Here is a 23,063-nt window from a genome sequence, read left to right as displayed (position 1 = left end):
GTCGACATGACCGGCCCCGCCGAGCCGCTACGCCCCGCTGGGCACCGTCACCGGCAGCCCCGCCGCCTTCCACGCCTGGAACCCCCCGACCAGGTCGGTGGCCCGGCGCAGCCCCAGCTGGTGGAGCGACGCGGCTGCCAGGCTCGACGCGTAGCCCTCGTTGCAGATCACCACGACCCGCAGGTCATGGCCGGTGGCCTCGGGGAGTCGGTGGCTGCCCTGCGGGTCGAGCCGCCACTCCAGCTCGTTGCGTTCGACGACCACGGCACCGGGGATCACGCCGTCCCGCTCGCGCAGGGCGGCGTACCGGATGTCGACCAGAAGCGCTTCGTCGGCGCGGGCGGCCTCGTACGCCCGCGCCGGTTCGATCCGTTCGTATCCCTCGCGCACCCGCTCCAGCAACTCGTCGATCCCGACGGGCCGTTGGGTCGTGTCGCTCACTGCCAGTCCTCCGGGCGCTCCACGTGCTCCAGGCGCAGGACCTGGCCCGTGCGGCTGTAGCGGCGGATCTGGGGGAGGGGCGGGTAGTAGGCGTGGACGGAGATCGCGTGCCGCTCGGTCGACTCGTTGAGGACCTCGTGGACGTGGTGGTGGCCGAAGGCGCGGCCCTTGCCGGCGGGCAGCCTGCGCTCGCGGTCCACGCCCTCGGTGAGTTCCAGGGTCTTCCAGCCGTCGGCGGGCAGCCGGGCGGCGAGCGAGTGCTCCTTGAGTTCACCGGCCGCGGTGATGAACGCGCCGACGGACTCGGCGTGGTCGTGCCAGCCGGTGCCCGTGCCGGGCGGCCAGCCGATCAGCCAGGCCTCGCTGCCGCCGGGGCCCTCCAGCCGGATCCAGGTGCGGCCCTCCGGGTCGAGCGGGAGGGAGGAGATCAGCTCGGTGTCGGCGGCGGTGCGCCGTACGAAGTCGAGGAGGTCGGCCTGGGTCGGCGCGGCGACGGCAGGGGAGGCGGAGGGGGAGACAGACACGGGTACCGTCCTGATGTGCGTTCGCGGAACGCGCGCGGCGGCTACGACGGCAGCGCGCGCGGGAGAAAGGGATGCGAATTCAGCAGGACGGGCGACACACGCAGCCCGCATAGCGGATCAGGTCCATATGGACCCTCCGCCACAGGCGCACACAGGTGTCGGTCACGATCCGGAGTACACCATGGTGGTGTCGGCCGGTCAACTCACTGTCACTATGTGGACCGCACAGTGACAGTGAGTACGACTATCCCAGCGGGACGCGGACACCTCAGCGGGACTCCGGCAGGACTCCTCGCGAGACTCCTCAGCGGGATCCGGCCGCCGCGCCCGCCTCCGTCGTCGAGGTCTGCGCCTTGGCCGGTCCGCCCAGGGCCGCCTCCGCGGCCGCGTACAGGTCGGCCGGGCGGACACCGTTCAGCGAGGTCACCAGGTGGCCGTCGGGCCGGACGAGGAGCACGGTGTGCGCGGCGGCGCCCGGGTAGCTCTCGGCGACCAGCAGCTCGGCGGGGTGCGGCAGCGCGGCCACCGCGGCCGCGAGGCGGGGCATGATCCCGGCGGTCACCCAGTGCTTGCGGTCCCACACGCCGGTACCCGGCGCGACCAGGACGACCAGCAGCGCGCCGCGCCCGAGCCGCTCCCGCAGCCCCACGAACGTGCCGTCCTCCGCGGTCACCCGCACATCGTCGACCGGCGCCCCGAAGGGTGTGTCCACCGGCACCTCGCCTTCGAGGTGCCGGGGCGCGAGCGGCGAGGCGGCGTACGCCCCCGGCGCGCCGAGTACCCCGTGCCCCAGGTGACCGTCGGTGAGCAGCGCGTCGTTCCCGCGGGCCGCGCCGGGGACGTACGCGCGCAGTCCGCCGCCCCCGCGCAGCAGCGGCAGCACCTGGTCGGCGGCGCGCAGGCGGGTGGCGACCGCTCCGCGCCGCTCCGCCTGATAACTGTCGAGGAGCGCCTCGTGCGGCCCGTGGTGCCAGGTCAGCGCCAGCTTCCAGGCGAGGTTGTCGGCGTCCCTGAGCCCCTCGTCGAGCCCCTGCGTGCCGAGCGCGCCGAGCAGGTGCGCGGCGTCCCCGGCGAGGAGGATCCGGCCCTTGCGCCAGCGCCGGGCCAGCCGGTGGTGGACCGTGTGGACGCCGGTGTCGAGGAGTTCGTACGACGGGGTGCCGCCGCCCGTCCAGCCGGACAGGGTCTCGCGGACGCGGGCCAGCAGCAACTCGGGTGTGACCAGGTCCTTGCCCGGCGGCAGCAGCCAGTCCAGGCGCCACGCCCCGTCCGGGAGCGGGCGTCCGGTCACCTCCCCGCCCGAGGGGCCCGACGTCCGCCACGGCGGCATCCGATGGAGCAACGCCTCACCGCCCCACGGAAGTTCCGTGCGCAGCGCGGCCACGGCGTGTCGCTCCACGGCGGTGCGGCCCGGGAAGCGGATGTCCTGGAGTTTGCGGACCGTGGAGCGGGGGCCGTCGCAGCCGACCAGGTAACTGCCGCGCCACCAGGTGCCCTTCGGGCCGCGGGTGTGGGCGGTGACGCCCGAGGGCTCCTGTTCGATGCCGTCGAGCCGGCTGTCCACGGCGATCTTGACGAGCCGTTCACCGGCCAGCGCCTGGCGCAGGGCGCCGGTCAGCACGTGCTGGGCGATGTGTAGGGGGGCCGGCTCGTCAGGGGTGCCGAACGTGACCTCGCGCATCACCTGCTTGCGCCGCAGCGACCGCCATCCGGCCCAGTGGACGCCCAGGTCGGCGAGGCGGGTGCCGGTGAGCCGCTCGACGAGGGCGGTGGTGTCCTCCCGCAGGACGACGGTGCGCGCGGGGCGGGGTTCGTCCTTGCCGGGGCCCTCGTCGAGCACGACCGAGGGGACTTCCTGACGCGCCAGGGCAAGGGCGAGGGTGAGCCCGACGGGCCCCGCCCCGACGATGATCACCGGGTCCACGGCGCGGCGCCCCCTGCCCGCGACGGTGTCCCGAGGGACGCATGTGAACAGGAAGGTTGAGCAGGGTGCACGATCACAGAACGTATGCAACCCATTGCCGGTGCTTGCGTCAAGTGACGGAGGCAGTGGCGATCATGCCACTGCCTCCGTGTGGGTCAAGGGAGTTGACCGATCATCAGATTCCGCCGCCGCCGGCGCCGGTCCCGTAGGAGCCGGACACCCCCGCCGGGTTGAGGTCCTCGATCTGCTCGGCGCCCAGGACCGCGCCCGTGCTGCGCTTGCTGCGGCGCAGCCTGCCCTCCAGCCAGCTCGCGAAGCTGGTGAGGATGAAGTTGACGACGATGAAGACGATCGCGACCACGATGAAGCTCTGGATGACGTTGGCGTAGTTGGCCGCCAGCGTGCTGCGCGCGGTGAGCAGTTCGGAGTAGCCGATCATCACGCCGCCGAGCGCGGTGTCCTTCACGATGACCACGAGCTGGCTGACGATGGCCGGCAGCATCGCCGTGACGGACTGCGGCAGCAGGATGCTGGTCATCGTCTGGCCCTTGCGCAGGCCGATCGCGTAGGCCGCCTCCGTCTGCCCCTTGGGCAGCGCGAGGATGCCGGCCCGGACGATCTCGGCGAGGACCGAGGCGTTGTACAGCACCAGGCCCGTCACGACCGCGTACAGCGGCCGGTCCTCGCTGCTCACGCCGGAGGAGCGGGCGTAGACCTCGTTGGCGAACAGCATCAGCAGCAGGACCGGGATCGAGCGGAAGAACTCGACGATCACGCCGGCCGGCACCCGCACCCACCGGTGCTCGGACAGGCGCGAGATGCCGAAGAATGCACCCAGGGGCAGCGCGATGACCATGGAGAGCGCGGCGGCCTTCATGGTGTTGCCGAGGCCCGGCAGCAGATACGTGCTCCAGGCTTCCGAGGTGGTGAAGGGCTCCCACAGGTCCCAGTCCAGCTGCTTCTTGTCGTCCATCTTCTGCCAGACCCACCACAGGGCCAGGGCGAGCAGGACGAGGAAGACCACCGAGAGGACGACGTTGCGCCGTCTGGCGCGGGGGCCGGGGGAGTCGTAGAGGACGGAACTCATCGCTTCACCGCCAGTCGCTTGCCCAGCCAGCCCAGGATGAGGCCGGTGGGCAGGGTCAGGACCACGAACCCGAAGGCGAACACCGCACCGATGAGCAGCGTCTGTGCCTCGTTCTCGATCATCTTCTTCATCAGGTAGGCCGCCTCGGCCACGCCGATCGCGGCCGCCACGGTGGTGTTCTTGGTGAGTGCGATCAGTACGTTGGCCAGCGGGCCGATGACCGAACGGAACGCCTGCGGCAGGACGACGAGCCGCAGTGTCTGACTGAAGCTCAGCCCGATGGCGCGGGCCGCCTCGGCCTGGCCCATGGGCACGGTGTTGATGCCGGAGCGGATCGCCTCGCAGACGAAGGCCGCGTGGTAGGCGACGAGGCTGAGGACCGCGAGGCGGAAGCCCTGCGCGGCGAAGTCGTCGGACGCGCCCAGCGTCATGCCGAAGACGTCGGCGAGACCGAGCGAGGAGAAGACGATGAGGACCGTCAGGGGGATGTTGCGGACGATGTTGACGTAGGCGGTGCCGAACCCGCGCATCAGCGGGACCGGGCTGACCCGCATCGCGGCCAGCAGGGTGCCCCAGACCAGGGAGCCGAGGGCGGACAGAGCGGTGAGTTTCACCGTCATCCAGAACGCCCCGAGGACGTCGTAACCTTCAAGAAAGTCGAACACGATCTCCCGCGCTTCCGGGTGTGTGGCGTACGAAGAGGGCGGGGCGCGCCGCCGCCGCGAGCACGGCGACGGCGCGCCCCGGGAACCCTGCGGTGCCCGGACCTATGGCCTGTCCGGGACTACTTGACGATGTCGCCGATCTTCGGGGCGGGGTCGTTCTTGTAGCCGGCCGGGCCGAAGTTGGCGTCGACCGCCTTCTGCCAGGAGCCGTCGCTGACCATCTTCGTCAGGGCGTCGTTGATCTTGCCGAGGGTCGCGGAGTCGCCCTTCTTCAGGCCGATGCCGTAGTTCTCGTTGCTGAGCTTGAGGCCGGCGAGCTTGAACTGGCCCTTGTACTTGTCCTGCGCGGCGAAGCCCGCGAGGATCGAGTCGTCGGTGGTCACCGCGTCGACGGCGCCGTTCTGCAGGGCGGCGATGCACTCGGAGTAGCCGGCGAGCTCCTTCAGCTGGGCCTTCGGGGCGATCGACTCCTGGACGTTCTGCGCCGAGGTCGAGCCGGTCACGGAACACAGCTTCTTGCCGTTGAGGTCCGTGCCCTTGGCGATGTCCGAGTCGCTCTTGACCAGCAGGTCCTGGTGGGCCAGCAGGTAGGGGCCGGCGAAGTCGACCTTCTGCTTGCGCTCGTCGTTGATCGAGTAGCTGGCCGCGATGAACTTGACGTCGCCGCGGGAGATCGCGTTCTCCCGGTCGGCGCTCTTGGTCTCGGTCCACTCGATCTGGTTCGGCTCGTAACCGAGCTGCTTGGCCACGTACGTCGCCACGTCCACGTCGAAGCCGGAGAAGGAGCCGTCCGGCTCCTTGAGGCCGATGCCGGGCTGGTCGAACTTGATGCCGACCTTGATCTTGCCGCCGCCCCCGCTGCCGCTGCTGGCGGAGGAGCCGCTGTCGTCGCCGTCGTCGCTGGAGCCGCACGCGGTGGCGGCGAGGCCCAGGGCGAGCACGGCGGCCGTGGCGGCGGTGATCTTGCGGAGCTTCATGGAGAACATCCTTTGGCTGGTGAGGAGAAGGGCTGAGGGCCGTCCGGGACGGTATGGCGGTACGTCGGGTGACGGTGCGTCAGGTGGGGGTGCGTCAGTGGTGCAGGATCTTCGACAGGAAGTCCTTGGCGCGGTCGCTGCGCGGGTTGCTGAAGAACTGGTCGGGCGCAGCCTCCTCGACGATCCGGCCGTCGGCCATGAAGACCACGCGGTTCGCCGCCGATCGGGCGAACCCCATCTCGTGGGTGACGACGATCATGGTCATGCCGTCGCGGGCGAGCTGCTGCATGACCTCCAGGACCTCGTTGATCATCTCCGGGTCGAGCGCGGAGGTCGGCTCGTCGAAGAGCATCACCTTCGGGTCCATGGCCAGGGCGCGCGCGATGGCGACGCGCTGCTGCTGGCCGCCGGAGAGCTGCGCCGGGTACTTGTCGGCCTGGGTGCTCACGCCGACCCGGTCGAGCAGCGCGCGGGCCTTCTCCTCGGCCTGCTTGCGGTCCGCCTTGCGGACCTTGACCTGGCCCAGCACCACGTTCTCGAGCACGGTCTTGTGCGCGAAGAGGTTGAAGGACTGGAAGACCATCCCGACGTCGGCCCGCAGTCGGGCCAGCTCCTTGCCCTCCTGGGGCAGCGGCTTGCCGTCGATCGCGATCGCGCCGGAGTCGACGGTCTCCAGACGGTTGATGGTGCGGCACAGGGTGGACTTACCGGACCCGGAGGGCCCGATCACGACGACGACCTCGCCGCGGGCGATCGTCAGGTCGATGTCCTGGAGTACGTGCAACGCGCCGAAGTGCTTGTTGACGCTCTTCAGGACGACCAGTTCGCCGGTTGGGGCCAGGTCTTCCTTGGCCACCGATACTTCGGTCATCGCTATCGGGCTCCGTCCTCCTCGGTTGCGGAGGACAGTAATGAGGAGGTAATGCCAGCGTCAGTAGATCTGAGCGGAATCTGAGCATCACGATCCGATAGCAATCGGACACGTGTCGTAGCACTTGCCGTCTACTTGCCGCGGTGGCTCGTATCGGCCGGGTAACGGAAGGGCCCCGCAACCGGAACCGGCTTGACGGCGTCCTCGTCCATCAGCGTGACTGCGTTGGTGCACGCGCGCGTACGCACGCGTTTTGTACCCATCCTGTTCGTACGGCTGGTGAACCGAAGGGGGCCCGGATGAGACTGCTCCTCGTCGAGGACGACAACCATGTCGCTGCCGCTCTGTCCGCGGTCCTCGCGCGGCACGGCTTCGACGTCACGCACGCGCGCAGCGGCGAGGAGGCCCTTCAGGCACTCGTCCCCGAGGTGGACGGCTTCGGCGTCGTCCTGCTCGACCTCGGCCTGCCCGACCAGGACGGCTACGAGGTCTGCGGCAAGATCCGGAAACGCACCAGCACCCCGGTGATCATGGTCACCGCGCGCGCGGACGTCCGCTCCCGCATCCACGGCCTCAACCTCGGCGCCGACGACTACGTGGTGAAGCCCTACGACACCGGGGAACTGCTCGCCCGGATCCACGCCGTCAGCCGGCGCACCGTCCACGAGGACGCCGCCGGGGGCGCCGACACCTCGCTGCGCCTGGGCCCGGTCCTCATCGAACTGCCCACCCGCCAGGTCAGCGTGGACGGTTCGGTCGTCCAGCTGACCCGCAAGGAGTTCGATCTGCTCGCCCTGCTGGCGCAGCGCCCCGGAGTCGTCTTCCGCCGGGAGCAGATCATCAGCGAGGTGTGGCGCACCAGCTGGGAAGGGACCGGGCGCACCCTGGAGGTGCATGTGGCGTCCCTGCGCGCCAAGTTGCGCATGCCCGCGCTGATCGAGACCGTGCGCGGGGTCGGCTACCGGCTCGTCGCGCCCGGCGCGTAGCGGGCACGGGTGCGTACACGTCTCCTCCCGCTGCTCATCGTCCTGATGGCGGCGATGCTGCTCGCGCTCGGTGTCCCGCTCGCCGTGAGCGTGGCCGCGGGCGAGCAGCAGGACGTGGTCGTCGACCGGATCGACGACACCGCGCGCTTCGCCTCGCTCGCCCAGTTCGTCACCGACGCGTGCAGCTCCACGGCCACGTCCTCGGACGAGCGCCTCGACACGCTCAGCAGCGAACTCGCCAGCTACTACGGCGTCTACGGCATCCGCGCCGCGGTCTTCTGCCGTACCGACATTCCCATGGCGAAGGCGCCGCCGACGTTCTACCTGCCCGAAGCGGGCGTGATCCGCGACGCGTTCGAGGAGGCGAAGCTCAGCCGCCGCAGCCACGACCCCGAGCAGGTGTGGCCCTGGCAGCGGAACCGTCTCGTCGTGGCCTCACCGGTGATCCGGGACGGTGACGTCGTCGCGGTCGTCGTCACCGACTCGCCCACGGGGCACATGCGTTCACGGATCCTGCACGGGTGGCTGATCATCGGGGCGGGCGAGATCGCGGCGATGCTGCTGGCCGTCGGTGCCGCGCTTCGGCTGACGGGGTGGGTGCTGCGGCCGGTGCGGGTGCTCGACGCCACCACGCACGCGATCGCGAGCGGACGACTGAAGTCCAGGGTCGCGGCGGCCGGCGGGCCGCCGGAACTCCGGCGCCTGGCCGGGGCGTTCAACGAGATGGCGGACAACGTGGAGGAGGTGCTGGAGCAGCAGCGGGCGTTCGTCGCCGACGCCTCTCACCAGTTGCGCAACCCGCTCGCGGCGCTGCTGCTGCGCATCGAGCTGCTCGCCCTCGAACTGCCCGAGGGCAACGAGGAGATCGCCTCGGTCCGCACCGAGGGCAAGCGGCTCGCCGAGGTCCTCGACGACCTGCTCGACCTCGCGCTCGCCGAGCACACCGAGGCGGATCTGAGGATCACGGACATCGGTGCGTTGACCGCGGAGCGGGTCGCCGCCTGGACGCCGACCGCCGATGCGAAGGGGGTACGGCTGGTCGCGGACTGTCCGGCCACCACCGCGTGGGCCGATCCGATCACCCTCTCCAGCGCGCTGGACGCGGTGATCGACAACGCGATCAAGTTCACGCCGGAGGACGAGACCGTGGAGGTCGTGGTCGCGGTCGACGGGGCCGTCTCGAAGGTCGTGGTGACCGACGACGGGCCCGGTCTGACGGAGGAGGAACTCGCGCGGGTCGGAGACCGTTTCTGGCGCAGTGGGCGGCATCAGAACGTGAAGGGGTCGGGGCTCGGGCTGTCCATCTCGCGCGCGCTGCTCGCGGCGGGCGGGGGCGACATCTCGTACGGTCCGCATGAGCCGCACGGGTTGACGGTGACGGTGTCGGTGCCGAGGAGCGGGCCTACGGTTTGACCGACTCGTAGTAGCGCCGGGCGCCCGTGTGCAGGACCAAGGGGTCCGTGTAGATCGCCGTGCGCAGGTCCACCAGCTGCGCGGAGTGGACTTTCTCGCCGATCTCGTCCCGGCTCTTGAGCACGGCGCGGGTCACCCATTCGGTGAGCCGTGCGTCGACGTCCGAGCGGGTCATCAGCAGGTTGGACACCGCGATCGTCGGTACGGCGACGCCGTTCTGGATGCTGGGGTAGGCCGACTCCGGCATGTTGGTGGCGCGGTAGTAGCGGGTGGCGCCGCCCTGCTCGTGCAGCTTGGCCACGAGGGTGGCCGGGATCGGCACGAAGCGGAAGATGAACCGGTCGGCGAGGCTCGCCACGCCCTGGGTCGGCAGGCCGCCCGACCAGAAGAACGCGTCGATGTCGCCCTTCCTCAGCTGTTCGGGGCCGGTGTCGATGCCGTCGTCGAACGGTGTGATGTCGTGCTTGGCGTCGAGGCCCGCGGCCTTGAGCACCCGGTTGGCGATCAGGCGGACGCCCGAGCGGGAGCGGCCGATGGCCACGCGCTTGCCCCGCAGGTCCGCGACGGAGCGGATGTCCGAGTCCCGCGGGACGATCAGCTGTACGTAGTCGTCGTACAGGCGGGCCACTCCGCGCAGTTGGTCGGCGCCGGGCTGGTCGGCGAGTTCGTACGTGTCGACGGCGTCCGCCGCGGCGATGGTGAAGTCGGCCCCGCCGGTCGCCAGGCGTCGGACGTTGTCCTGGGAGCCGTCGCTGGTCTTGAGCGTGACGCGCAGGTCCGGCATGTCCTTGTCGAACTCGTTGCGCAGGAGTTTGCCGTACTGCTGGTACACGCCGGCCTTCGTGCCCGTGCTGAACGTGATCGTTCCGCTCGGTGGGGCCTCGCCCAGGGGGAGCAGCCACCACAGGAGCAGGCCGAGGGCTACGGCACCGGCGGCTGCGGCTTGCAGGGCGCGGCGGCTGCTGATCCTCGGTCGCGTGGGTGGCATGCGCGCGATCCTGCCAGGCGGGCGGGGTGCTGACCAGGGCCGGGCGCTGCGGTGCGCTGTGCTGTGCTGTGCGGGGCGCGTGGCGTGCGTGGGCGGTCGGGGTCGTGGCGGTGCGGCGAACCCGCCGCCGACGGGGCGTCTGCCTGTTTGTTGAGTTGAACGTGTGCCGGAAGCGTAAGCGGCGGGTTGCGCCGCACCGCCACGACCCGCTCCCGGTGCGTCGGCGGCCGCGGGCGCGTGCGGGGTGGGGTCGTCCGCTGGGTGTCAGTGGTCATCGGTACGGTCGGGGGATGAGTTCTTCGCCCGCTGAGTTTGTTCGTGTGTTTCATGCTGCTGTGGGGCTGGAGGCCCGTAGTACGCCTACTGAGGTGTCCGCTCAACTGGCTTCTCATCGGCGGGAGTTGCTCGTTGAAGAGGCTGCGGAAGTGGCGGAGGTTTCTGTTGAAGGGCCGCTTGACCGGCTTGCGCATGAGTTGGCTGATGTTGTTTATGTGGCTTATGGGACCGCCCTTGTGCACGGCATTGATCTCGATGCGGTGATCGCCGAGATCCATCGGTCCAACATGACGAAGGTGGGGCCCGACGGGAGTGTGGTGCGGCGGGCCGACGGGAAGGTGCTGAAGGGGGAGCACTACGAGGCTCCCGATGTGTCGGCCGTGCTGCGCCGCCAGGGGTGGGTGCCCGGCGGCGCGTGACGGGGGCGGTCGTTGTCAGGGAGTGCCGGCCAGTTTCCATTCGCGGTGCAGGGCGCCCAGGGGGATGTCCTGTCGGAACACGGGGGTGCCGAAGATCGAGAGCTGGAGGCGGAGGGTGCCGGTGAGGTCCACGCCGCCGTAGACCGCCCAGGTGGCCGTGGGGGCGGGGAAAGTGGCTGAGGCTTCGCCGCGTACGTACGGGGCCAGGTCCGCGACTACGCCTACGGCGCCGTAGAGGCCCACGGAGGCCTCCGCGCCTAGTGCCGCCTTGACGTTGCCGGCGGTGGAGAGGGATGTCCGTACCGGGGTGCTCGTCATGTCGGAGGAGTTGACCGGCGTCCAGCCCTGCGCGATCCCGAAGGTGCCGCCCGCCTTGAAGTCGCCCTTGATGTCCTGCTGGACGTCCACGGTGACGCTGCCGTCGCCGCTGATCTGGAGGTAGCAGGTCAGGTCGAGGTTGACGACGACCGGGACCGGGCCGACCTGGAGCACCGGGTCGGCGTGCAGCTTCGCGAACGGGATGCGGAGTGGCGTGCCTGTCGTGGCTGCGGCCCGGCCCTTCAAGGCCCAGCCCGAGGTCCAGTCGCCGGAGACGCCCAGGTACGCCGAGGCGGGCGCGGTGCCGGTGCCCTCGCCGCCGTACGTGAAGTCGACCTGCGGGGCGATCTGCGCGTAGCCGGAGACCGAGGCCTTGGCCGACACGGGGGCGTCCGCGGGGGAGGGGATGTCTGCGCGTACGTCGAGGCGCAGGCTGCCGAGGGGGACGGTCGCGCCCTCCGGGCCCACGTGGACGTCGGCGGTCCTGGACCAGGACACGTCCACGTCGGGCAGGAGCTTGTCGACGTCGAAGGCGGCCGGGGCCACCGGCACGCTGCCCTTCGCCGTCTCGTCGCCCAGTACGGAGTCCAGGGCGGCCGGCTCGGTCTGCACCTCGGTGCCCTCGTCGGTCTCGCCGAGTACCTTGGTGACCTTGGCCAGCAGCCCGTTCGGGGCGCCGGGCGCCGGGGCGCTGGCTATGACGTCACCGACGGCGGTGGGTTCGGGCGGCGCGCTCGGGGATGTCGTTGTCTCCGGCGGTGAACTCGCCTTCGGCTTCGTGGAGATGACGGCTCGTCGGGTCTTCGCGTCGTACGCGTGCACCGCGAGTGTCGTTCGGTGTGCCTTCCTGCCCGAGGCCGAACCCGGGTGTGCCGCCGCGGTCGCGGTGTCGGCCGGGGCCGCCGCCACCGCGAGCGGACGGTCCGCGGCCGTTGTCGGCCCGGTGGTGTCGGTCGAGCGGCTGGGCTTCGCGTCGGCGTGGTCGGTCGCCGGTGCCGAGGAACAGCCGACCGCCAGGAGCAGCGTGGCGGTGGCGAGGGCGGGCAGCACGGCACGCGTGTGCCGCTTGCGTCTCTGCAAGGTCAGTCCTGGGGAGGGTGGGGGGTGGCCAGAGGTTACTTACTCACGGGTACTACTGGTGAGTAGTAGTGCATGAGCATGCCAGTGCCATCGCACCGGAATTCCGCACTCCGGCCACCTCGTGATGTGACGTGAGCCACCTCTCCCCTGGGTGCCCGCGTCAGTCGCCCACCGACACCTCCGCCTCCACCGGTTCCGCCGTACGCCTGCGGGCGGCCGCGCGGTCCGTGAAGGAGCGGGCCAGAGGTTCCGTGTAGCGCGCGGTGAGGGGGCCGATGACGACCAGGATCAGGACGTACGCCGTGGCCAGCGGGCCCAGGGACGGTTCGATGCCGGCGGTGACCGCCAGGCCCGCGATGACGATGGAGAACTCGCCGCGTGCCACCAGCGCACCGCCCGCGCGCCAGCGGCCCTTGACCGAGATGCCCGCCCGGCGGGCCGCCCAGTAGCCGGTGGCGATCTTCGTCGCCGCGGTGACCAGGGCCAGGGCCAGGGCGGGGAGCAGGACCGGGGGGATGCTCGCCGGGTCCGTGTGCAGGCCGAAGAAGACGAAGAAGACGGCCGCGAAGAGGTCGCGCAGCGGGCTGAGGAGGGTGTGGGCCCCTTCCGCCACCTCGCCGGACAGGGCTATGCCGACCAGGAACGCGCCGACCGCCGCCGAGACCTGGAGTTGCTGGGCCACGCCCGCCACGAGGATCGTCAGACCGAGGACCACCAGGAGCAGTTTCTCCGGGTCGTCGCTGGAGACGAAGCGGGAGATCAGCCGGCCGTAGCGGACCGCGACGAACAGGACCAGGCCCGCCGCGCCCAGGGCGATCGCGAGGGTGAGACTGCCCGCCATCAGGCCGGCGCCGGCCACCAGGGCGGTCACTATCGGCAGGTACACCGCCATCGCCAGGTCCTCCAGGACCAGGACGCTGAGGATGACCGGCGTCTCGCGGTTGCCGACGCGGCCCAGGTCGCCGAGGACCTTGGCGATGACACCGGACGAGGAGATCCAGGTGACGCCCGCCAGGACGACCGCCGCCACCGGGCCCCAGCCGAGGAGGAGGGCCGCGGCGGCGCCCGGGAGGGCGTTGAGCGCGCCGTCGACCAGGCCCGCGGGGTAGTGCGACTTGAGGTTGGTGACCAGGTCGCCGGCCGAGTACTCCAGGCCGAGCATCAGCAGCAGGAGGATGACGCCGATCTCGGCGCCCGTGGCCACGAACTCCTCGCTCGCCCCGAGCGGGAGCAGACCGCCCTCGCCGAACGCCAGGCCGGCCAGGAGGTAGAGGGGGATGGGGGAGAGCCGGAACCGGCCGGCGAACCGGCCCAGCAGGCCCAGGGCCAGGAGGATGGAACCGAACTCGATCAGCAGGACCGCGGAGTGCACCGGTTCACTCCCGCCCGAGTATCGCCGCGGCGGCGTCGACGCCTTCGCGGGTGCCGACGACGATCAGGATGTCACCGCCCGCCAGCCGGAAGTCCGGCGTCGGGGAGGGGATGGCCTCCGCCCGGCGCAGCGCCGCCACGATCGAGGCGCCCGTGGCGGTACGCATCTTGGTCTCGCCCAGCACCCGTCCGTTCCAGTGCGAGGTCGCCCGGATCTCGATCCGTTCGGCGACCAGGCCCAGGTCGGAGGTGTAGAGCAGGCTCGCGCTGTGGTGGGACGGCTTCAGCGCGTCGATCAGCGCGCCCGCCTCGGAGCCGGTCAGGCGCAGCGAGTGGGCGCAGGAGTCGGGGTCGTCGGCCCGATAGACGTTCACCGTGCGGGCGCCGTCGCGGTGGGCGACCACGGACAGGTGGCGCTGGTCGCGCGTGACCAGGTCGTACTGGACTCCGATGCCCGGCAGAGGCGTCGCCCTCAGGCGTGGCGCAGACACGTTTCTCCCCTTGAATCGGCAGCTTTGGATCGGCAACCGGGTGGTTGGCGGGTGGTGAGCGGGCAGCGGCTTGATCGGCGGTGATCATGCGGGCCCCCTCGCATGCTGTCACTCCGCCGTACCGTGGCGACATGGGTGACGTCACGGATATACGCGGGCCGGCGGCTCGGGAGAGGCTGGTCGCTTCGGGGTCCGACGCCAGGAGAAGGGCAGGGAGAGGGAGCACCGTGTCCTTGTTCTGGCGGATCTTCTCGTTCAACGCGGCCGGGCTGGTGCTGGCCGCCGCCCTGCTGCTGGGACCCGTCACCGTGTCGACCCCGGTCGCGCCCGCCGAGGCACTGGTCGTCGTCGTGGGCCTCGCCCTGCTGCTGGTCGGCAACGCGATCGTGCTGCGCCTCGGGCTCGCCCCGCTGCGCCGGCTGGGGAGCGCCATGGCCACCGCCGATCTGCTGCGGCCCGGTGCCCGCGCGGTCGTCGCCGGTCCCGCGGAGGCGGCCGAGCTGATCCGGACGTACAACACGATGCTCGACCGGCTGGAGGGCGAGCGCGCCGCGGGGGCGGGGCGGGCGCTGTCCGCTCAGGAGCGGGAGCGGCACCGGATCGCCCGCGAACTGCACGACGAGGTCGGGCAGACGCTGACCGCCGTGCTGCTGCAACTGAAGCGGGTCGCCGACCGCGCTCCGGAGGGACTGAGGCAGGACGTGGAGCAGGCTCAGGAGGCCACGCGCGCGGGACTCGACGAGATCCGCCGTATCGCCCGGCGGCTGCGGCCCGGCGTGCTGGAGGAGCTCGGGCTGTCCAGCGCGCTGCGGTCGCTCGCCGCCGAGTTCACCACCCACGGACTCACCGTGCGCCATGACGTATCCGGCGAACTGCCGCCGCTGACCGAGGAGTCGGAGCTCGTGGTCTACCGCGTGGCCCAGGAAGGGCTCACCAACACCGCACGGCACGCGTCCGCAGACCGCGCCGAGGTCCGCCTCCGCGCCGTCGCCGACGGCCTCGAACTCCTCGTACGGGACAACGGAAAAGGCATCGGTACGGCGGTGGACGGGGCCGGCATCAGCGGGATGCGGGAGCGGGCGCTGCTGATCGGCGCCCGGTTCTCGCTCGCGCCCGCTCCCGGCAAGGGCACGGACGTGCGTCTGCTCATTCCGGTCGCCGTCGCCGAGGGAGGCCGCTGATGGCACTCCCCGCGCGCGTGCTGCTCGCCGACGACCACGCGCTCGTACGGCAGGGGGTGCGGCTCATCCTCGACGGCGAGCCGGATCTGACGGTGGTCGCCGAGGCCGGCGACGGTGCCGAGGCGGTCGAGCGGGCCCGGGCCGGTGACATCGACCTCGCGGTCCTCGACATCGCCATGCCCCGCATGACGGGGCTCCAGGCGGCCCGCGAGCTGTCCCGCCGGCTGCCCGACCTGCGGATCCTGATCCTCACCATGTACGACAACGAGCAGTACTTCTTCGAGGCCCTCAAGGCCGGGGCCAGCGGTTACGTCCTCAAGTCCGTCGCCGACCGCGACCTCGTCGCGGCCTGCCGGGCGGCCGTACGCGACGAACCCTTCGTCTATCCGGGCGCCGAACGGGCCCTCGTCCGCTCCTACGTCGACCGCCTCCACCGCGGTGACGACCTGCCCACGCGGGCCGTCACCGAGCGCGAGGAGGAGATCCTCAAGCTCGTCGCCGAGGGCCACACCTCCAAGGAGATCGGCGAACTCCTCTTCATCAGCACGAAGACCGTCGAACGCCATCGCGCCAATCTGCTGCAGAAGTTGGGGCTGCGGGACCGGCTGGAACTCACGCGTTACGCGATCCGAGTCGGGCTGATCGATCCCTGAAGTCGCGGGGTTCTAGGCCGCGTTGCGCCAGACCTTCACGTCCAGGACGGCGTACGTCGTCCCGGAGGAGGAGCGGTACGTCACCAGGCCCACGTGTCCCGTGCCGCTGATCACGCACATCTGCTGACCGACCGTCAGATCCTTCACCCAGACGTAACTCTTGTAGCCCGTCGCCGCCTTGCAGGCGTCCAGGCCGCCCGATCGGCCCGCCGGCAGCAGCGCCAGGGAGCTGCCCGAGTCGGTGCCGGGGGCCAGGACCGCGCCGGAGGAGTAGACCGCGTAGGTCAGGTCCTCGTCGGAGGTCCCGGTGTCCGCCTTGGACCGTACCGGGGTGTCGGCCAGGTAGATGTCGTGGCTCTTGGTCATCTGGATTCCGGTGTACGTCACCGGGAGGGGTGCCGTCGGCGCGGCGGGCTTGCTGGACGCGGCGGTCGGGGTGGCCGCGAGCGCGCTCCGCGTGGGCGTCGGGGGGCCCGAAGGGCTGGGCGGCAGAGCCGACTTGGCGGCCTTCGGCTTCTTCGACGCGGAGGCGGAGGGCGACGGGGAGGGGGAGTTCGGGGACGAGTCGGCGGTGGGTGCGGCGGACTGGGACGCGGCCACGTCCTGGGTGCGGCCCTCGGCCTTGTCGCCGGGGGCGAGCAGGAGGGCCGCGCCGGCTCCGGAGGCGACGAGGGCCACGGCGGCTGCGGCCAGGATCCAGGTTCGCTTGCCGCGCTTCCTGCCGTCCGTGGCGTCGGTGGCGTTCGTACCGACCGAGGAGGTGTGTGCGGTGGACGGGTTCTGGACCTGGGGTTGCTGCCAGGCGGGTGGGGCTTGGCCCAGGAGGACGGGGTCCGGGAGGGAGGCGGGGACGGGGGCTGAGGAGTAGGCGGGTGACGGGGTGGCCGCGGCCGGGGTGGCGGGGCCGTACGGCGTGGGGATCGGGGGGCCGAAGGTGCCGGGAGGGGGTGGCGGGCCGTAGCCGGCCGGTGTGGGTGTGGGTGTGGCGGGGCCGTACGCCTGCGGTGTCGGGTCCGTGGCAGGGGGCGTGCCGGGCACGCTGGCCGCGTCCTCGGTCCGGGCCGCTATGCCCGCGGCCAGTTCGCCGGGCAGCCAGGCGCCGGACGCGTGGTGGGCCTCGTCGCCGCGGTGGGTCTGGAGGGTCTGGACGGTGCGGATGACCTCCTCGACGGAGGGGCGTTCAGCGGCGGGCTTGCGCAGGCAGGCGGCCACCAAGTCCCGTATCTCGTCCGGTACTTGGCTGAGGTCGGGCTCCTCGTGCACCACCCGGTACAGCACCGCGTGCGGGTCTCCGGTGCCGAAGGCCGCGCCGCCCGTCGACGCGAAGACCGCGGTCTGGCCCAGTGCGAACACGTCGGCCGAGGCGGTGGCCTCCGCGCCGAGCACCTGCTCCGGGGCCATGTAGGCGACGGTGCCGAGGGCCGTGCCGCTCTGGGTGACCGAGGTGGCGTCCGCGGCGCGTGCGATGCCGAAGTCGATGACACGGGGGCCGTCGGCGGCGAGCAGGACGTTCGACGGCTTGAGGTCGCGGTGCACGATGCCCTCGCGGTGCACGGCCTGCAAGGCCTCCGCGACGCCGGCGATCAGCCGCAGCACGGTGTCGACGGGCAGCGGGCCGTGCTCGCGCACCGCGTCCTCGAGGGACGGGCCCGGTACGTACGCGGTCGCGCACCACGGCACGGATCCCTCGGTGTCGCTGTCCACGACCGGGGCCGTGTAGAGGCCGTGCACGCGGCCGGCCGCCGCCACCTCGGCGCGGAACCGCCTGCGGAACTCGGGGTTCTCGGCCAGCTCCGGCCGGATCACCTTGACCGCGACGGCGCGCCCGCCCGGCGTGTGCGACAGGTAGACCCGCCCCATGCCGCCGGAACCGAGCCGTGCCGTCAGCCGATAGCCGCCCACGACCTGCGGATCGCCGTCCTCCAGCGGCCGCGGACCGCCCCCACCGTTGCCCAACACACTCACTCCACCCCGAGACCACTCTGTGGTGGCCCATTGCATCACGGGCCCCTGTGGGACCGTGGGTCACTTCCGGCTCGGCGCACCCAACACCGGTCCCGCAAGGGCCCGTTCACCGGCGCAGCGCCGCCAGCGGCTCGATGCGGGCGGCCCGCAGCGCCGGGTACAGCCCCGCGAGCAGGCCGGTGACCGTGCCGACGAGCGGGGCCGGGAGCACCGCGGCGGGTTGCAGTACGGCCGTCCAGTCGCGGAGCACCGCCGTGCCCAGCACCGTGGCGACCCCCAGACAGGTGCCGACCAGTCCGCCGAGGGTGCCCAGGACCGTCGACTCGGAGAGGAACTGCGCGGTGATGTGCCGGGGGCGTGCGCCCAGCGCCCGGCGCAGTCCGATCTCGGCGGTGCGCTCCAGCACCGCGACCAAGGTGGTGTTGGCGATACCGAACGCGCCGACGACCAGGCAGATGACCGCGAGTCCGAGGAACAGTCCGGACAGGTCCGTGCCGACCTGGTCCCGCAGGCTGTGCGGGTCCGGCGGCGGGGTGGCCTTGAGCAGCTCGGGGCGGTCCGGGCGCAACGCGAGCGGTGCCTGGCGGGCGACCAGTCGGGCGGCGCCGGGGCGGGTCCTGATCAGCGCCTGGGCCGCCGTGTCGACGGGCGGTCCGTACTCCCGCAGCGCCGTGGTGGAGGGGATGACCACGCCCAGCAGGGTCTGCGGCAGCCGCTCGGTGTCCGAGACGATGCCCACGACCGTGTAGGAGAGGCCGTCGACGAAGACGGCGGGGGCGCCGTCCAGCCGGCTGATGCCCAGCAGTCGGGCGGCCGAGACGCCGAGCAGGCACACCCGCTCGCCGCGGGACTGGTGGAAGGCGTCGTAGAGCGTGCCGGTGGCCAGGGCGGGCCGCATCGCGTCGAGGGCGCCGGGCGACGCGGCGTACACCCCGATGCCGTCGCCGTCGGTTCCGGCGCCCGCGCTCGTGACGTCCGGTCGTGCCGAGACGACCGGGGAGCGGACCGGGACCGCCCACCAGACCCCGCCCGCCACCACGCCGTTGAGCCGTCGCAGGCGGGCGTCCGCGTCGGCCGGGAAGCTGGTGGCCGGGCCGCTGCCGGGGGCGGCGTCGTCCACCGTCACGGTGGTCTCCGCCAGCAGGCTGAAGGACTTGCCGATCTGCCCGGTCGCGGTGGACGTCAGCCCCAGTACCGCCACGAAGGCCCACACCCCGAGGACCGTGCCCAGCATGGTCAGGGTCGACCGGCCCGGACGCTGGACCAGCCCGGTCAACGCCTCGGCCAGCAGATCACGCACGTGCAGCCGGGTCGGGGCGGCCGGTGCCGGGGTGCGGGCGCGGCCCGGCAGAAGGACGCTCACTCGGCACCGGGCCCTTCGCGGGTGACGGTGTCGTCCTGGTCGGAGGTCAGGAGGCGGCCGTCGAGGATGGTGACCCGGCGGTGGGCGCGGGCGGCCACCGTGGGGTCGTGGGTGATGACGACGACGGTGACGCCCGCCGTGTTGAGCCGCCCGAGCAGGTCCATCACGGTGGCGGCCGTGGCCGAGTCGAGGTTGCCGGTCGGCTCGTCGCACAGCAGCAGCTCCGGCTCGTTGACCAGCGCCCGGGCGATGGCCACCCGCTGCCGCTCACCGCCGGACAGCGTGGTCGGCAGGGCATGCAGCCGGTGCCCCAGACCCACCCGCTCCAGGGCGTCGGCGGCGGCGCGGGTGCGGTCGGCGGCGCGCCGGGTGACGTAGAGCTGGGCGAGTGCGACGTTCTCCAGGGCCGTGCGGTAGGGCAGGAGGTGGAACTCCTGGAACACGAAGCCGATACGGCGGCCGCGCAGTGCCGTGCGCTCTCCCTCGGACAGTCGTGCCACGTCCACACCGGCGAGGGTGAAGCTGCCCGAGGTGGGCCGGTCCAGGAGGCCGAGCAGGTTCAGGAGGGTGGACTTCCCCGAGCCCGACGGTCCGACCACGGTCAGATAGTCCCCGGCCCGCACGGTCAGGTCGGCCGGGTGCAGCGCCTCGACAGGAGGGGAGCCCGGGTACGTCTTCGCGCAGTCCGTCAGCCGCAGCACCACGGGCGGCTCCCCGGTGACGACGGGTGCGGTCATTTTCCGACCACGACCCGCTCGCCCGCCGCCAGGCGCGCGCCGACCGGCGTGACCTGCACCATGCCGTCCGCGGACACTCCGGCCGTCACCCGCACGGTGTGCCGGGTGCCGGCCGCGCCGACGACCGTGATCGACGTGTGCGTGTCGGCCCCGGCCGTGACCGCGGCCTCCGGCACCGCGAGCACCGCCTTCGCGGTCGCCGCGGCGGTCACCGTGATCCGTACGTCCTGACCGCCGAGGGCCGTGCTCCAGGTCTTGTCGGGCTTCACCGTCAGCGGCCGGTAGGCCCCGCCCCCGGCTGTGCCGGCGCTGTCCGCCGCCTCGGTGCCGTCCTTGCCGTCGCCCGGGGTGACGAGGACGCCGACCGACTCGACCGTGCCCCGCGCCCGGGTGCCGGTGGCCTCGGACAGCACGGACACCTTCATCCCGGGGGTGACGAGGCCCGCCTGCGCCGGGTCCAGCTGCCCGGTGAGCGTCAGGCCGCCGCGGGCGAGCGTGAGCAGCGGGCCCTTGACCGGATCGCCGACGTGCACCGGCACGGACACCACGCGGGCGGGCAACGAGGGCACGAACACCACCTCCGAGGCGGGCACCATGGCATGCGCGACGGACGAGGTGCCCCCGTCGACGGTGGTGGCTCCGGTGCCAGTATCGGTATGGGTATCGGCGGGGGAGGGGGATGCGTCCGTGCCAGTGCCAGTGCCGGTGCCGGTCGTGGCCGCCGTGCCGGTCGTCTCCGCGTCGTGGGTTACGGGGACCGGGTAGCCGAGGTGCCGGTAGAGGGCGCGCACCGCCTGTTCGGTGCCGGTGCCGAAGACGCCCTCGGTGTCGGCGCCGGCGCCGTAGCCGAGCGAGGCGAGCGCGTGCTGCAACTGCCTTACGTCCCCGCCCTGTTCGCCGTAGACCAGATCGCGGTAGGCGGGCACGGCGCCGGGCAGGGCGAACACCGGGCGGCCGGAGTACGCGGCGAGCGCGGTGGCGGCGCGCACCTGGTCGCCGACCCGGGTGAACACGCCCGTCACGACCAACTGCGCGGGTCTGGAGGGGGCTTCGGTCTCGGCCACCGACGTCGGCTGGGCGGAGACCGTCCGCCCGTTGGCGAAGGTGCCGCGCAGCACCACGGTCGAGCGCAGGACCTGGCGCACCACCGGCGCGGTGATCACGCTCGGCGGCGGCGGGCGGGTGTCGGCCGCCGCCTGGGAGGGCGACCGCACCAGCCCGGATCCCGCGAGGCCGCCGACCGACAACAGCCCGGCCGTGGCCGCGACACCCACGATGGCCCGGCGCCTTCGGGATATGGGCGATCCCATGGAGGGTGAATTACCTTTCGTTTGGTGATAGCGCTTACTGCTGTTTTGTGGACTCCGGCGCTCAAGTGATGAATTGCATGCAAATGCGTCACCGAGCAGCGAACCATTCCGCTCGTAAACAGTGCACAAAGTGATTGCAAGGTCGGTTTATTTACGTCCGAGCACCGTCGTGGCCGCCTTTACCTCGCTTGCGATCTGTTGTTTGAGCTGGGTGAGCGGCAGCTGGTTCTGTTCGATCTGCCGGCGCTGGAGTGCGGACTCCACGGTGAACCAGGTCTTGACCAGGCCGGTGCTGCGCTTGCAGGCGATGTCGGCGAGCGCCGTGGTGATGTCGGCCCGGGTGGCCTGGCCGTGGTCGGTGTCCGGCGTGAGCTTCGCGGCGTTCAGCGGGCTGTCCACGGTGTAGCCCTTCGCCTTCATGCACCGCGACCAGGCGTCGACCGCGGCCAGCACCCGAGGGTCGCTCTGCGATCGGCGCAGGCTCTCGTAGTCCAGCCTGCTCGCCAGGCTCGCGTCGATCCGCGGCCCGATCCTGCGGGTCGCCTCCCCGACGCACCCGTCCTCGGGGATCGTCTTCCCGCCCGCCTTGGTCGGAGCCTTCGCCGCTCCCCGGGCGATGGCCAGCCGGCCGGTGAGCACGGCCGTCTCCGCCGAGGTGAGCCTTTGCGCGGGCGGCGGCGTCTGCTCCGAGTCGCCGAGGAAGTAGCCGAACCGGGCGGCCAGGTCCTGGTCCGTGATGCCGTAGCGCCGCGTCATGTTGGAGTCGTCGCTGCTCGGCGGCGGGGTCAGGCCCCGGACCGGCGCGGTGTAGTCGTAGCCGTACCGCTTCATGCACTGTGCGGCCAACCGGTCGACGGCCTGCTGGACGACCACCGTGTCCGCGTACGGCTCCATGTAGCTCTCCATCGGTAGCGCCAGGCCTTTGGCGAGACCCGACGCGGGTACCGCCGCGGGCCAGGCGGGAGCGCCGGTCCCCGAGGGGGCGGCACCCCCCGCCGCCGACGCGCCGGACCCGCCGTGCGGGGAACAGCCGACCAGGGCGAGCGTCCCGCCCGTCACGACGGCCACCAGGGCCGTCCCGGGCCGTGCGGCCCACCAAGTGCGTGTCATCTCTCCCCCGTCACGCCGATTCGTCCGGTCGCGTCCGCCGTCAGGACCAGTGCTCCGAGGCGTCCTCGTTCTTCAGCGTGGAGTCGAAGTTGAAGTCCCCGTCGCAGTACACGTCGTTGCCGAAGTACTGGGAGTGGCCGGTGTAGCCGGAGCTGTAGTAGATCCGGTAGCTGTCCGGACCGCAGGGGTCCGCCGAGGCCGCGTTGTTCTTGATCGCCTGGGCCGCGCCGGGGCGGTTGCCCAGCGTGCTGAAGACGAAGACGTAGATGCCGTTGCCGTCCAGGCCGCCGGAGAAGTCGTAGATGTCGCCGTACATGTCGGCGATGGCCCCGGGGGCCGGCTTGTTGCCGCTGTCGGGTGACGAGTTGTAGTTGATGAAGAGGTCCGCTTCGCAGTCGTCGTCGTAGCCCCGGGAGTCGCGGGAGGTGCACGGCGAGGACGTGTACTTGGCGGTGACCGCGTGGGCGTCGCCGGCCGCCGTGAATGTGGTGACGCCCGTGCAGGAGACGACGGCGAGGGCCGTCGCGACCGCCTGTCTGTTGACGCGGCGGACCGCGGAAAGAGCACTGACCATGAGGGGCACTTCTTCCATTTCATCCGTTGCCCGAAGGCAGGGTGGAAAGGTGGATCGTGCATCGGTTTCGCGCCGCCAGAGAGTTTCACGGCCGCGCCTCAAGAGTCAACAGATTTCGACCGACCGTTCTGTGGCTCTCTGATGGCGGCCCTTTCATCACGGGCGCGCCCCGTAAGTGATTTGCGGGAACTTTACGTCGGGTTGAGAACCCCTGAACCAGTCAGCGCTTACCGTGCATTCCGAGCGCCGTGGGGGATGGGGCGCGCTCAGGGGGAACGGGGACATCGGGGCCGTGCGTCCACGTCTGCCCGCACCAGGGGTCCCGTCCCTCGCCCGCGG

The 23,063-nt window shown here is 71.6% G+C and carries 23 protein-coding genes; 5 read left to right on the top strand and 18 right to left on the bottom strand.

What is annotated here, in order from left to right; all coding sequences use genetic code 11:
• Window positions 1-27 precede the first annotated feature (27 nt).
• The 8 genes from ACIP6U_RS26085 to ACIP6U_RS26050 form a co-directional block, all read right to left on the bottom strand.
• Window positions 28-441: a rhodanese-like domain-containing protein gene (locus tag ACIP6U_RS26085; RefSeq protein WP_401722277.1), complete on the bottom strand. Its 414-nt coding sequence runs from the start codon at window positions 439-441 to the stop codon at window positions 28-30.
• Entirely contained in the window at window positions 438-965 is a 528-nt protein-coding gene (locus ACIP6U_RS26080) for a cysteine dioxygenase (RefSeq protein ID WP_401722274.1), read from the bottom strand. Before ACIP6U_RS26080 ends, ACIP6U_RS26085 begins: the two co-directional genes overlap by 4 nt.
• Window positions 966-1,044: 79 nt before the next feature.
• On the bottom strand, window positions 1,045-1,116 hold the full coding sequence (locus ACIP6U_RS26075; protein ID WP_322747027.1) for a putative leader peptide: 72 nt from the start codon (window positions 1,114-1,116) through the stop codon (window positions 1,045-1,047).
• Window positions 1,117-1,269: 153 nt separating this feature from the next.
• Window positions 1,270-2,889, bottom strand: coding sequence for an FAD-dependent monooxygenase (locus tag ACIP6U_RS26070; protein ID WP_401722271.1), 1,620 nt, complete (start codon window positions 2,887-2,889; stop codon window positions 1,270-1,272).
• A gap of 175 nt (window positions 2,890-3,064) precedes the next feature.
• The gene (locus ACIP6U_RS26065; protein WP_401722269.1) at window positions 3,065-3,976 is read right to left on the bottom strand and encodes an amino acid ABC transporter permease; all 912 of its coding nucleotides are present in this window, start codon (window positions 3,974-3,976) and stop codon (window positions 3,065-3,067) included.
• Window positions 3,973-4,641, bottom strand: coding sequence for an amino acid ABC transporter permease (locus ACIP6U_RS26060; RefSeq protein ID WP_123997311.1), 669 nt, complete (start codon window positions 4,639-4,641; stop codon window positions 3,973-3,975). The genes ACIP6U_RS26065 and ACIP6U_RS26060 overlap by 4 nt, the downstream gene beginning before the upstream one ends.
• A gap of 119 nt (window positions 4,642-4,760) precedes the next feature.
• Window positions 4,761-5,618: a glutamate ABC transporter substrate-binding protein gene (locus ACIP6U_RS26055; protein ID WP_401722266.1), complete on the bottom strand. Its 858-nt coding sequence runs from the start codon at window positions 5,616-5,618 to the stop codon at window positions 4,761-4,763.
• A gap of 94 nt (window positions 5,619-5,712) precedes the next feature.
• A complete protein-coding gene (locus ACIP6U_RS26050) occupies window positions 5,713-6,489 on the bottom strand; it encodes an amino acid ABC transporter ATP-binding protein (RefSeq protein WP_401722263.1) in 777 nt (258 codons plus the stop codon).
• Between the two features lie 299 nt (window positions 6,490-6,788).
• Between ACIP6U_RS26050 and ACIP6U_RS26045 the strand changes: the two genes are divergently transcribed.
• Together ACIP6U_RS26045 and ACIP6U_RS26040 are read left to right on the top strand one after the other, a co-directional pair.
• Window positions 6,789-7,475, top strand: coding sequence for a response regulator transcription factor (locus ACIP6U_RS26045; RefSeq protein WP_123997308.1), 687 nt, complete (start codon window positions 6,789-6,791; stop codon window positions 7,473-7,475).
• A 9-nt stretch (window positions 7,476-7,484) separates the two neighbouring features.
• Entirely contained in the window at window positions 7,485-8,888 is a 1,404-nt protein-coding gene (locus ACIP6U_RS26040; RefSeq protein ID WP_401722261.1) for a sensor histidine kinase, read from the top strand.
• Here the strand turns inward: ACIP6U_RS26040 and ACIP6U_RS26035 are convergent.
• Complete coding sequence (locus ACIP6U_RS26035; protein ID WP_401722259.1) at window positions 8,878-9,876, bottom strand: TAXI family TRAP transporter solute-binding subunit; 999 nt, start codon at window positions 9,874-9,876, stop codon at window positions 8,878-8,880. The two genes, ACIP6U_RS26040 and ACIP6U_RS26035, sit on opposite strands and share 11 nt — an antisense overlap.
• Window positions 9,877-10,166: 290 nt before the next feature.
• Here ACIP6U_RS26035 and ACIP6U_RS26030 point away from each other — a divergent pair, with 290 nt between their 5' ends.
• On the top strand, window positions 10,167-10,571 hold the full coding sequence (locus ACIP6U_RS26030; protein WP_401722256.1) for a MazG nucleotide pyrophosphohydrolase domain-containing protein: 405 nt from the start codon (window positions 10,167-10,169) through the stop codon (window positions 10,569-10,571).
• Window positions 10,572-10,586: 15 nt separating this feature from the next.
• Here ACIP6U_RS26030 and ACIP6U_RS26025 read toward each other — a convergent pair whose 3' ends face one another.
• From ACIP6U_RS26025 to ACIP6U_RS26015, 3 genes are all read right to left on the bottom strand, one after another.
• Window positions 10,587-11,969 carry a hypothetical protein gene (locus tag ACIP6U_RS26025; protein ID WP_401722253.1) on the bottom strand — a complete coding sequence of 461 codons (1,383 nt, stop codon included), beginning with the start codon at window positions 11,967-11,969 and terminating at the stop codon, window positions 10,587-10,589.
• A 160-nt stretch (window positions 11,970-12,129) separates the two neighbouring features.
• Window positions 12,130-13,341: a cation:proton antiporter gene (locus tag ACIP6U_RS26020; RefSeq protein ID WP_401722250.1), complete on the bottom strand. Its 1,212-nt coding sequence runs from the start codon at window positions 13,339-13,341 to the stop codon at window positions 12,130-12,132.
• 4 nt (window positions 13,342-13,345) lie between these two features.
• A complete protein-coding gene (locus ACIP6U_RS26015; RefSeq protein ID WP_401722248.1) occupies window positions 13,346-13,831 on the bottom strand; it encodes a cation:proton antiporter regulatory subunit in 486 nt (161 codons plus the stop codon).
• Between the two features lie 227 nt (window positions 13,832-14,058).
• Between ACIP6U_RS26015 and ACIP6U_RS26010 the strand changes: the two genes are divergently transcribed.
• Together ACIP6U_RS26010 and ACIP6U_RS26005 are read left to right on the top strand one after the other, a co-directional pair.
• Window positions 14,059-15,012 carry a sensor histidine kinase gene (locus tag ACIP6U_RS26010; RefSeq protein WP_401722246.1) on the top strand — a complete coding sequence of 318 codons (954 nt, stop codon included), beginning with the start codon at window positions 14,059-14,061 and terminating at the stop codon, window positions 15,010-15,012.
• Entirely contained in the window at window positions 15,012-15,665 is a 654-nt protein-coding gene (locus ACIP6U_RS26005; RefSeq protein WP_401722243.1) for a response regulator, read from the top strand. The genes ACIP6U_RS26010 and ACIP6U_RS26005 overlap by 1 nt, the downstream gene beginning before the upstream one ends.
• Before the next feature lie 12 nt (window positions 15,666-15,677).
• On the opposite strand, the gene ACIP6U_RS26000 is transcribed toward ACIP6U_RS26005, so the two are convergent.
• The 6 genes from ACIP6U_RS26000 to ACIP6U_RS25975 form a co-directional block, all read right to left on the bottom strand.
• Window positions 15,678-17,621, bottom strand: a complete 1,944-nt coding sequence (locus tag ACIP6U_RS26000; RefSeq protein WP_401722241.1) for a protein kinase — start codon at window positions 17,619-17,621, stop codon at window positions 15,678-15,680.
• 115 nt (window positions 17,622-17,736) lie between these two features.
• The gene (locus tag ACIP6U_RS25995) at window positions 17,737-18,993 is read right to left on the bottom strand and encodes an ABC transporter permease (protein ID WP_401722238.1); all 1,257 of its coding nucleotides are present in this window, start codon (window positions 18,991-18,993) and stop codon (window positions 17,737-17,739) included.
• Window positions 18,990-19,730, bottom strand: a complete 741-nt coding sequence (locus ACIP6U_RS25990) for an ABC transporter ATP-binding protein (protein ID WP_401722237.1) — start codon at window positions 19,728-19,730, stop codon at window positions 18,990-18,992. Before ACIP6U_RS25990 ends, ACIP6U_RS25995 begins: the two co-directional genes overlap by 4 nt.
• On the bottom strand, window positions 19,727-21,040 hold the full coding sequence (locus tag ACIP6U_RS25985; protein WP_401722234.1) for a peptidoglycan-binding protein: 1,314 nt from the start codon (window positions 21,038-21,040) through the stop codon (window positions 19,727-19,729). The genes ACIP6U_RS25990 and ACIP6U_RS25985 overlap by 4 nt, the downstream gene beginning before the upstream one ends.
• Window positions 21,041-21,187: 147 nt before the next feature.
• Window positions 21,188-22,150, bottom strand: a complete 963-nt coding sequence (locus tag ACIP6U_RS25980; protein WP_401722231.1) for a hypothetical protein — start codon at window positions 22,148-22,150, stop codon at window positions 21,188-21,190.
• A gap of 40 nt (window positions 22,151-22,190) precedes the next feature.
• Window positions 22,191-22,724 carry a hypothetical protein gene (locus ACIP6U_RS25975; RefSeq protein ID WP_401722228.1) on the bottom strand — a complete coding sequence of 178 codons (534 nt, stop codon included), beginning with the start codon at window positions 22,722-22,724 and terminating at the stop codon, window positions 22,191-22,193.
• Window positions 22,725-23,063: the final 339 nt, after the last annotated feature.

It is taken from the genome of Streptomyces sp. NPDC088794, from assembly GCF_044750545.1.
In the GTDB taxonomy this organism is placed as follows: Bacteria; Actinomycetota; Actinomycetes; order Streptomycetales; family Streptomycetaceae; genus Streptomyces.
The sequence above is the reverse complement of the archived record's forward strand: the minus strand, read 5'-3'. Positions and strand labels throughout refer to the sequence as shown.